Consider the following 8393-nt stretch of genomic DNA (forward strand, 5'->3'; position numbering starts at 1 on the left):
CGAGCACGGTGGCGCGAAGACGGCGCCTCAGGCAGGAACGAAGTTAGGAATTAATTTCGATACGAAGGACGGCTCAGCGGGAGCGGCGCGGGCGGCGGAGCAGCCTGCGATAGCCGCCGCGGACGTAAGACATGCCGTCGCGCGCAAGGCGGGCGATGGTTATGCGAACCGGACTTTCGTCCCAAGTCTCGGCATCATGCTTGAGGTTGGGAAAGAGTTGTTCGGCTATCTTTCGATAGCTCACGCCGTCCACACGGGCGTCGAACACGCGGAGCATCAGGCGCGCACGTTGACGCCTCTGGAGCGTCATCCGCGGATCAGGCGGCACGCGCTTGCCGAACATCGCGTGCCAGAGACGCTCGATGGCGGTCAATCGGTCCGGGGTCAGTTCGTCGAACAAGACGAAGGCGCCGAGGGGACGGCGATCATCGGCGTCGGCGAGGGTGACGTCATAGTGCTCGCCCCGTAGCGCAAGCCTGATCAGACCAGGATCATGCTCGATGATGGTGTGGGCGCGGAGATCCTCAGCGCGGAGGCGGAGATGTCCCGCCGGGCTCGATCCGGCGGCGAACGGGAGCGTCGCCGGATCGGTTTGCGGGGTCCAGAAGATCGGCTGGATGAGCGCGGAGTTGCGAGGGTCGGCGACGAAATCGCAACCCCCATTGTTCGGCAAACTCCCGGGCGACGTCTTCGGTCAGTCGTCCGACGTGCAGCAATTCCTGATATGATTTTCTGTAATCGGGATTGCGACGCAAGAATTCCCAGGCGAGATCGCCGGGGTTTAACTTGTCGATATAGTCATAGGCGGCTTCAGACCGCCAACTTTCATCCTCGGACATCCTCCACCGCCTCTACGCAATGTTTCTACAACGCGAGTTACGCGGTGGATACGATTCCCGGTTGAATTGATCGCGGGAAGAACGAAGTGGCCGCAACGTGATGCGGTTTGCGCATCACCTCAATGCATTCGGCCCTGGAGAAGCTCGCAAAAGCCGCTCTTCGTCATCCATTTCGCGCGATCGAGATGGCTGGTGTAGATGCGCTGAGCGCGCTCCGGTTCGGCCTTGGCGTCGAGGCCGAAGAGGACTTCGACGACCTCCCGCCAGTCCGCGCTGGCCGCATCGGCGTCGAGCAGCCGGACATAGAGCTTCAGATGCGCCTCGTCATATGCGGTCAAAGCCGCCCCGGCCGGCGGTTGATCGAGAAAATCGTCTTTGGTCACAACATCCCCCAATCGCGAGATGTATCCAAACTGGAGGAGATTGTTAACGATGATTTCATCGGAAGAATGACGCAAGGCCCTGACGCGGGAGGATGTAGCAACGCCGCGACCTGTCGAACGTCAGGCTTCCTTCTTTGCATCAACGAGCAGCACTCCCTTGCCCTGATCGGAGTTCAGGAAGACGATGCCGGCGCGTTCGAAAGCCCTTCTCACCTCATCGCGCGTGCTCTCGAACACCTCGAGGCCACTGAGGGATTCGAGGCGCTTGAGCGCGGTCAATGAGACCCGGGCCTTGTCAGCGAGCGTCTCCTGTGTCCAACCCAGCAACGCGCGTGCGGCCCGAAACTGTCGGGCGGTGATCATGCATGATCACCTCCCACACGGACCTACGCGTACGCCAAAACTACGGCTATAATAGTCGCTCTTGTGGCGATCTTCCAGCCAGAATTGCCTCTGCAGGCTCTCTCTGGCTGACAACGACTGCAACTGATTCGGTCGCCGTAAGCCGAAAGCCCCGGCCTTTCGGCCGGGGCCCTGCGCGGGCCTCAGTCGCCGCGCCGCCCGTTGGGGCGGGACCAGATGAGGGAGAAGGTCTCGCCTTCTTCGTCGTCGAAGAGGTTGGCGTAGATTGGGGCGTTGAAGCTCGGATCGTCGAGCTTGAGGCCCAGATAGTCGCGGCCTTCGTTGGAGCGCTTGGACCACGCGGCGCCGATCTCAACACGGCCGACCAGGACCCGGTGGCTGGGGGCGTTCTCGCCGGTGCCGCGCTGGTCGGGAACGATGCGCACGTTCTTGGCCTGGACGCTGAGGGTGACGATTTCGCCGGTGAACTCGTTCGAGCCGGTCTTCTTGAAGGTGCCGATGGTCGCCATTGTAAGTCTCCGTTTTCCGTTCCCGAGCCCGCACCATGCGGCCTCGATGGCGATCTGCGGGCCGGAGGCGATCGACGGCGCACCCCGAAGGGGCTGGACAGCCAAGGAGAACTTTCTTGTCTCGCGAGGAATGGCGGCGCAGCCGGCAGGGGAAGAAAGTTTGACGCCGCTGTTGCGTCATAGGCGATCGAGGCGCAGCCGGCCTTCGGCCAGATCAGGCCATTGGAGAGGCCGTTTGGGGCGGTCGGGGCACGGTCAGAATAACGGAGATGATGGCGGCCTTCCCGCATCGGCAAACTCGAGTGACGGAAAGGCTCATCGGCTTCGTCTGCTCCCGGCAGGTACATCCAGCAGCATCCTGACCTACCACCGTCACCACGAAGATGCCGCAGCGCGTGTCAATTCGGCAGCCGGGACGTAGACCCGCCCGTGCAGCGCTCCATGGACGACGGCTTCTCCCGGCCGAGCGCCGATCCGCACCGCACGCACCCATCGCAACAGCATGAGACGACGGGGAGCCCCACGCTCACTGCAGCACTGGTGCTCCTGACGGCGATGACGAAGGTCAGGCCCGCGCAAGGCCCGGCCCGGAGGGGCCGGACGCCGCCGCCATTCCCGCGACGCGCACGAAGGCGGTGATGCCGACCGCGACCGCGCCGATGACGGAGAAGGCGATCTGCCAGCCGGCGGACGGCATGAGGTGCTTCACGATGCCATGGGTCGCATGGTAGCCGGCAAGCGCTGCCGGTGCGACGAAGACGAGCGCGATTGCGATCCGTATCCAGAGCGGGCGAATGACGGCGAGCAGGAATTGGCCGAGGCCGAGCGTCAGCGCGGCGGTGGTAAGGCCGACGAGGATCGCGCCGAGCCAGCCAGCGCCGGTCCCATAGGCCCATGTGCCGGCGCTAACGCCCGCGACAAACGGCAGCGCGAAGATAGCCAGCGTAAATAGAATCCAGCACAGGCCGCCGATCGCGGCGATGCTGGCAATGATGCCGATGAAGATCATGGCGGTGGTCTCCGTGAGATAAAGGTCTGACGGTTGCGCCTCCACCACCACCACGGCGCATCCTCAGTATAGCCGAAGAGACGGCGCAACGGGAGCGGAAATCCCGCGGGATTCCCGCTGGCGATCGCGGCGCCTTGCCCGCGCGGCTAGCGGGCGAAGGGATCGACCTCATGAACAATGGCGGCGAAATCGCCGTCATATTCGCCGGCAGGCATGACGCCCATGGTGCCGTCGCCGGCCTGGAAGATGACGATTGAAACCATGAGGGTGGTGGCGAGGCTGAAGGCGAAGGCGTGAGCTTGATTGAGGGACATCTGACCGGCTCCTGTCTTGGAGGCGGGAGGCCATCTCCCGCGCGACAGGCGCCCGATGTGTCCGGCCGATGGCCGCAATCACCGCGAAGGCGAAGCCGCAGCGGCGGCATGCTCGCATAGCCGACCCTTCATGGGTTGATGGCGTCAGGCCCTCGGCTGGACCAAGGATTAGCGCAATGGAAGCGGGAGATGGTTTTCCGCCATGACCGGGGTCGCGATGGAAACGCCCATTCGATGCTGCCCGTCGAAGCATTGTCGCCGTGCTGCCGGTCGTGACCGAGGTTGATGGCATCAGCCCCTTGGGTGGGCGCAAGAATAGCGCGTTGCAGGCCGGGGCGGCTATCGTGCAACAGATATCAGCGCGTCGCTGCTAACAGGCAGATCGTCGGAACCGCCGGGCAACTTTCCGACTATACTTGGAGGATTTCTCATGCTGACGGTGGTGAGACCCCTGGCGAACGCTGAAGCGGTGGCGGATTGGGCTTGCTCAGCAGGCTTCGACGACATCGTCCCATCCAACTGGCATGTCACCATCGCGAAAACATGCGAGGCGGTTGATTTCGCTACCCTGACCCGGATGCGTCAGTGCTGGTCGTTCCCGCGTCACCTGGTCGGCTCATTGCGCGTATGGGAGGGATCATCGCCTTGATGTTCGGGTCCGTGACTATAGCCACTCGCCACCGTGAGTTCAGGATCGCGGGTGCTGGCTGGGAACATCCCGCTTTCCGGCCGCATGTGACCATCTCCGTCGACGACCGGCGAGAACTCGACGGCGTGGCGCCATTCGCTGGCGACCTCGTCTTCGGTGGCGAGATATGGTCCAAATGACAAGACGGCGCTCACGCGCCGCCTCCTTTCGGGCGAAAATCGTACAGTGGGATGCCGAGCTTCCTCGCCTTGTCGGCGAGATTGTCCTGGATGCCGGTGCCGGGGAAGACGATCACCCCGATCGGCAGGACGTCGAGCATCTGATCGTTGCGCTTGAACGGCGCGGCCTTGGCGTGCTTCGTCCAGTCGGGAGCGAAGCCGACCTGTGGCACCTTGCGGGTGTCGGCCCATTTGGCCGCGATCTTCTCGGCGCCTTTCGGCGACTTGCCGTGCAGCAGCACCATGCCGGGGTGCTTGGCGTGGACCTGATCGAGCTTGGCCCAGATCAGGCGATGATCGTTGAAGTCGAGCCCGCCGGTGAAGGCGATCTTTGGACCGGCGGGTAGCAGCACTTGATTGTCGGCCCGCTTCTTGGCTGCAAGGAAGTCCCGGCTGTCGATCATCGCCGAGGTCAGGTTGCGATGGTTGACCATGGATCCGCTGCGCGGACGCCAGTTCGATCCGGTGTGGCGCTCGTAGTGTTCTGCGGCCTGGTCGCGCATCAGCTCGAAAGCGTTGCGGCGTTCGATCAGGGTCTGGCCCTCGGCCGTCAGGCGTTCCAGCTCGACGGCCTTCACTTCGCTGCCGTCCTGTTCGCGCTGGCCGCGACGCTGCGCCTGCTCATTGTCGTCCAGCTCGCGCTCGATCCGGCCGGTGGCCCGGTGGAAGACGTTGACCGTCGACCAGAGGAGATCGTCGAGGTCGGGCTCGAGGCGGGGGTCTTCCAGGGTGGCGATCAGGGCGTCGAAGATGTCAGTGATGGCGCCGGCGACATGGTCGCCCTCCGGAAGCGGTCGGGGATCGGGTTCATCCGTGAAGGGACGGTAGCCGTAAAGCTGGAGTTCGCTGAGGACATGGTCGGTGGGGGAAGAGGCGTGATGCGGTTCGTAGTCGTCGTGCTCGCTCATGGGATGCTCCGTCGGTTCGACCGCGACCCTCGCGGCCTTCATGGCGACGAAAGCCGGCGGGCGGGCCGGACCTGCACCCGCAGCGAAGCGGAGGGCCGGAGCAGAGCGGAGGATGACGAAGGCGGGCTATTTTGTTTCGCGATGGAAAGCGGCCCTCGGCCGCGCCGGAAAATAGTCCGCCGCAGGCGTTGTGGGTCCGCGCCGCTTGCTGGCCGATCGCCCTCTCGAAGGCCGGGGCGCGGTTCTCTCCGACCTGGGATCATCCGAGCGATGCCGACGACGGCGCTCCCGCCGCCTGCAATCTCCTTCCGGCCTATGCCGCCAGCGCCATGAAGCGTGCGACGTCCTGTGGCGCGATCTGCACCCGGGCCGCTGCCCGGAGGCTGTCCAGCCCCGCCAGGCGGAGATCCTCGTTGAAGTCGCCCAAGGCCGGAGACACCACGACTGCCTCGATCCCGGCCGCGTTCGCCCGTTCGATCAAGGTCGCCATCGCACCTTCGCCGGCCGGATCATTGTCGCGGGCGATGTAGAGCCGACGCAGCGTATCGGGGAACAAGATGGCCGAGAGATGTGCCGCCGAGAGCGCCGCCGCCATCGGCATGGTGGGCAGGGCCATCCTGAGCGACAGCATCGTCTCGATGCCTTCGCCGGCCGCCATCACCTCGCCAGCCACACCAAAGCGAACGGCATGCCCGAGTAGGTCGCCCATCGCCCGTCTCGGCGTGTCGATCGGGGCCTTGTCCGATCCGTCCGGCGCGAGCCAGGTGCGGTGCGCGCCGGTCTGATGCCCGTCGAGATCGGTGACCGATGCGATCATCGCCGGCCAGGTCTCGGTCGGGGAATGTTCGTCGGGCCGGTAATAGCAGCGAGGATGGAAGCGAAGGCTTCCGGTTCCGTGCAAATCCGTAATGCCGCGTGTACGCAGATACGTCTTTACGAGCGTGCCCGAAATCGGCTGGGCCATGGCGAAGAGCCGCCGTGCCGCTTCCGGTGATCCTGATGGGGCCGGTGACTTGCGCTCGCCGCCGTGCGGATGGTCCGGTTCGGGATGCGGCATCGACAGGAAGGTGCGCGCCTCATCGGCGACGTCTTTGAAGTCGACCAGGCCGCAGCTCTCGCGGATGACATCGAGGAGATCGCCATGCTCGCCGGTGGCGGCGTCGGTCCATTTTCCGGCAGCGCCCTTGCCGGTTTCGCCACCCTTCAGGCGCACGAACATCGAGCGGCCCGGTGTGTTGCGCACGTCGCCGACCAGCCAATAGCGGCCCTCCCGATGACCAGCGGAGAGATAATGGCGGCACACCGCCTCGGCTTGTCGGCCGAGACGGATCGCCAGTTCGGAAGCGTCCTGCCGTGCCATCACGCCGCCTCCCGCTCACCGATGCGCTCGACGGGGTAGCGTTCCAGCACCTTGGCGAGGATCGCCGCGCCGGTCGCATCGGTCGGCACGAACATTCGGAGCTTCCACGAGATGATCTCGTGAAACAGGCCGTAGGCGCGCAGCCGATCCCTCATGGCGTCGGTGAAGCCCGACAGCTCGATGCGGTTGGCGCCCATGACCCGGACGCGGCGAAGCTGAAGACCCTCGGCCAGGTCGAGGATGGTCTTGCCGTCCATCAGCGCCATGAAGGCGTCGTCGGGCGTCAGGGTTGACGTGCCGGTCGCGAGCGCGCCTGCTACCCATGCGGGGGAGACGCGGCGGCCGACGATGCGTTCGCCGTCGTCGGTCTGGAGCCGATAGACCCGCGTCGACTCGTTCGGCAGCCGCTTCCAGATTGGCAGCAACAGCCCGCTGACGACATGGATAGTGCTGTCGGCATACTCCGGCACCTCGTCGGCCTCGGCATTCCATGCCGCAGTGAAGGCGATCCGCTCCGCCTGTACCCAATGGGTTTCGTCCATCATTTTGATGGGGATGTTGTGCGCCTCCATCGGCCGGATCAGCCGCACGCGCCGTTCGATCTCGCCATCGTCCAGCATGATGCTGGTGGTCGGTATCTGCACGGCGGCGCGGCCCGAGCGCTCGTTGATCAGCAGCCTCGCGCCCGGGTCGTCGAGATGATCGAGCGCCTCGGCCAGCGTCACCGGCCGGTTGCGCTGGCGCTGGGTGATGGTCAGGAGCCGGGCTTCAGCTCCGGTGCCGGGATGAACATGGATAGTCCGCCGGTCGGTGACGATGAAGCTCTCGGCCTGCAGCGTCTCCAGCCCGACGTCGTAGCTGCCCGACGCGATGGCGCCTTCGATCTTGGCGTTCAGCAGCCGCTCGAACGCCGTGAACAGGACGCCCTGAAGGTCGATGGTCAGCGCCAACAACCTGTTCAGGAACGTCGTGATCGGCGGCAGTTCATCCTTGATGCCGGTGGAATCCATCAGCGAGAGGCCGGTGGCGTCCTCGAACATCTGGAGCGAGCAGCCGTCGACCTTGCCGCGCACCAACAGCAGGTAAAGCTGCTGCAGGGCGTCGCGGGCGTAGTGGCTCTCCAGATTGTCTTCGGGCCGGAACAGCCCCTGGCCGCCGGTCTGGCGCTGGCCCCGCGTGATCGCGCCCAGGGTGTCGAGGCGGCGGGCGATGGTCGAGAGAAAGCGCTTCTCGGCCTTCACGTCCGTCGAGATCGGCCGGAACAGCGGTGGCTGCGCCTGGTTGGTCCGGTTCGTGCGGCCCAGACCCTGAATGGCGGCGTCGGCCTTCCAGCCCGGCTCCAGCAGATAGTGGACGCGCAGTCGCTGGTTCCGCGACGACAGCTCGGCGTGATAGCTGCGCCCGGTGCCGCCCGCGTCGGAGAAGATCAGAATGCGCTTCTGATCATCCATGAACGCCTGGGTCTCGGCGAGATTGGCCGAGCCGGCGCGGTTCTCCACGGCGAGGCGGTCGATGCCGCCGGGGCTGGTCTTGCGGACGATGCGGCGCGAACGTCCTGTCACCTCCGCCACGACATCGGTGCCGAAGCGCTGGACGATCTGGTCGAGCGCGCCGGGGACCGGCGGCAATGATGCAAGCCTCTCGATCAGACGGTCACGACGGGCGACGGCGTCGCGGCTTTCGACCGGCTGGCCGTCGCGAAACACCGGCCGCGACGACAGGTTGCCCTCGCTGTCGGTGAACGGCTCATAGAGCTGCACCGGGAAGGAGTGTGCGAGATAATCCAGAACGTATTCTTTGCAGTCGCAGTTTATGTCGAGCGTGGCGGCGGTAGGCGCAGG

Annotated in this window: 12 protein-coding genes; 2 read left to right on the forward strand and 10 right to left on the reverse strand. The window is 65.0% G+C overall.

Features of this window, described 5'->3' with window-relative positions; translation table 11 throughout:
- Positions 1 to 73: 73 nt before the first annotated feature.
- From ET21_RS0115770 to ET21_RS28215, 7 genes are all read right to left on the reverse strand, one after another.
- Positions 74 to 619 carry a DUF2285 domain-containing protein gene (locus ET21_RS0115770; protein WP_369291712.1) on the reverse strand — a complete coding sequence of 182 codons (546 nt, stop codon included), beginning with the start codon at positions 617 to 619 and terminating at the stop codon, positions 74 to 76.
- The gene (locus ET21_RS28910) at positions 525 to 839 is read right to left on the reverse strand and encodes a DUF6499 domain-containing protein (RefSeq protein ID WP_369291711.1); all 315 of its coding nucleotides are present in this window, start codon (positions 837 to 839) and stop codon (positions 525 to 527) included. Before ET21_RS28910 ends, ET21_RS0115770 begins: the two co-directional genes overlap by 95 nt.
- Positions 840 to 958: 119 nt before the next feature.
- Positions 959 to 1222, reverse strand: coding sequence for a DUF2285 domain-containing protein (locus ET21_RS0115775; RefSeq protein WP_030540441.1), 264 nt, complete (start codon positions 1220 to 1222; stop codon positions 959 to 961).
- A 120-nt stretch (positions 1223 to 1342) separates the two neighbouring features.
- Entirely contained in the window at positions 1343 to 1585 is a 243-nt protein-coding gene (locus tag ET21_RS0115780; RefSeq protein ID WP_030540442.1) for a helix-turn-helix transcriptional regulator, read from the reverse strand.
- Between the two features lie 182 nt (positions 1586 to 1767).
- Positions 1768 to 2094 (reverse strand): DUF736 domain-containing protein, encoded by a 327-nt coding sequence (locus tag ET21_RS0115785; RefSeq protein WP_030540443.1) that lies wholly within the window; start codon positions 2092 to 2094, stop codon positions 1768 to 1770.
- Between the two features lie 565 nt (positions 2095 to 2659).
- Complete coding sequence (locus ET21_RS0115790; protein WP_030540444.1) at positions 2660 to 3103, reverse strand: hypothetical protein; 444 nt, start codon at positions 3101 to 3103, stop codon at positions 2660 to 2662.
- 146 nt (positions 3104 to 3249) lie between these two features.
- A complete protein-coding gene (locus tag ET21_RS28215; protein ID WP_171794881.1) occupies positions 3250 to 3417 on the reverse strand; it encodes a hypothetical protein in 168 nt (55 codons plus the stop codon).
- Between the two features lie 430 nt (positions 3418 to 3847).
- Here ET21_RS28215 and ET21_RS27755 point away from each other — a divergent pair, with 430 nt between their 5' ends.
- Complete coding sequence (locus ET21_RS27755; protein WP_156029224.1) at positions 3848 to 4066, forward strand: hypothetical protein; 219 nt, start codon at positions 3848 to 3850, stop codon at positions 4064 to 4066.
- 11 nt (positions 4067 to 4077) lie between these two features.
- Positions 4078 to 4245 (forward strand): hypothetical protein, encoded by a 168-nt coding sequence (locus tag ET21_RS27760; protein ID WP_156029227.1) that lies wholly within the window; start codon positions 4078 to 4080, stop codon positions 4243 to 4245.
- 11 nt (positions 4246 to 4256) lie between these two features.
- On the opposite strand, the gene ET21_RS0115805 is transcribed toward ET21_RS27760, so the two are convergent.
- From ET21_RS0115805 to ET21_RS0115815, 3 genes are all read right to left on the reverse strand, one after another.
- Positions 4257 to 5192 (reverse strand): DUF2493 domain-containing protein, encoded by a 936-nt coding sequence (locus ET21_RS0115805; protein WP_030540446.1) that lies wholly within the window; start codon positions 5190 to 5192, stop codon positions 4257 to 4259.
- A 313-nt stretch (positions 5193 to 5505) separates the two neighbouring features.
- Complete coding sequence (locus ET21_RS0115810) at positions 5506 to 6552, reverse strand: toprim domain-containing protein (RefSeq protein WP_030540447.1); 1047 nt, start codon at positions 6550 to 6552, stop codon at positions 5506 to 5508.
- On the reverse strand, positions 6552 to 8393 hold a 1842-nt coding region (locus ET21_RS0115815), incomplete at its 5' end, for a strawberry notch C-terminal domain-containing protein (protein ID WP_030540448.1). The genes ET21_RS0115815 and ET21_RS0115810, both read right to left, overlap by 1 nt.

Source organism: Sphingobium sp. DC-2, from assembly GCF_000722555.1.
In the GTDB taxonomy this organism is placed as follows: domain Bacteria; phylum Pseudomonadota; class Alphaproteobacteria; order Sphingomonadales; family Sphingomonadaceae; genus Sphingobium; species Sphingobium quisquiliarum.

What these genes read in the sequence shown, in the direction of transcription:
- ET21_RS28910 (WP_369291711.1), bottom strand. Translation starts at nt 839, where the DNA reads ATGTCCGAGGATGAAAGTTGGCGGTCTGAAGCCGCCTATGACTATATC.
- ET21_RS0115780 (WP_030540442.1), bottom strand. Translation starts at nt 1,585, where the DNA reads ATGATCACCGCCCGACAGTTTCGGGCCGCACGCGCGTTGCTGGGTTGG.
- ET21_RS0115785 (WP_030540443.1), bottom strand. Translation starts at nt 2,094, where the DNA reads ATGGCGACCATCGGCACCTTCAAGAAGACCGGCTCGAACGAGTTCACC.
- ET21_RS0115790 (WP_030540444.1), bottom strand. Translation starts at nt 3,103, where the DNA reads ATGATCTTCATCGGCATCATTGCCAGCATCGCCGCGATCGGCGGCCTG.
- ET21_RS28215 (WP_171794881.1), bottom strand. Translation starts at nt 3,417, where the DNA reads ATGTCCCTCAATCAAGCTCACGCCTTCGCCTTCAGCCTCGCCACCACC.
- ET21_RS27755 (WP_156029224.1), top strand. Translation starts at nt 3,848, where the DNA reads ATGCTGACGGTGGTGAGACCCCTGGCGAACGCTGAAGCGGTGGCGGAT.
- ET21_RS0115805 (WP_030540446.1), bottom strand. Translation starts at nt 5,192, where the DNA reads ATGAGCGAGCACGACGACTACGAACCGCATCACGCCTCTTCCCCCACC.
- ET21_RS0115810 (WP_030540447.1), bottom strand. Translation starts at nt 6,552, where the DNA reads ATGGCACGGCAGGACGCTTCCGAACTGGCGATCCGTCTCGGCCGACAA.